Origin of the sequence: Pseudomonas sp. NPDC088429 (genome assembly GCF_044753305.1) — a bacterium.
GTDB lineage: Bacteria > Pseudomonadota > Gammaproteobacteria > Pseudomonadales > Pseudomonadaceae > Aquipseudomonas > Aquipseudomonas rustica.
Genome location: NZ_JBIVMX010000029.1, coordinates 10,316 through 10,780 on the forward strand (window position 1 = coordinate 10,316; position 465 = coordinate 10,780).

The window sequence follows — 465 nt, forward strand, 5'->3', positions numbered from 1 at the left end:
CTGCTGGAAAAACCGGTGGGCGAGGTCAAGCGCATGCTCGGCCTCAACGAACGGGTTTCTTCGGTCGACGTCTCGCTGGGTCCGGATTCGGATAAAACCCTGCTGGACACCCTGACGGATGATCGTCCGACCGATCCATGTGAACTGCTGCAGGATGACGACCTGTCGCAGAGCATCGATCAATGGCTCTCGGAACTGACCGACAAGCAGCGCGAGGTGGTGATTCGCCGCTTCGGCCTGCGCGGCCACGAGAGCAGTACGCTGGAAGATGTAGGCCTGGAGATCGGCCTGACGCGCGAGCGGGTGCGGCAGATCCAGGTAGAGGGCCTCAAGCGCCTTCGCGAAATCCTTGAGAAGAATGGCCTGTCGAGCGAGTCGCTGTTCCAGTAAGCGCCTCACACGACCGCCCGCAAAAAGCCCCGACTGGTTCGGGGCTTTTTGTTGCCTGCAGCTTTTGATGTTGTT

General features: G+C 60.2%; 1 protein-coding gene. It reads left to right on the plus strand.

All coding sequences use genetic code 11. The features are described 5' to 3' along the window. Positions 1-390 (plus strand): sigma factor-like helix-turn-helix DNA-binding protein (locus ACIP66_RS15960; protein ID WP_400649090.1); only part of this gene is annotated, 390 nt, incomplete at its 5' end. Between the last annotated feature and the right edge of the window lie 75 nt (positions 391-465).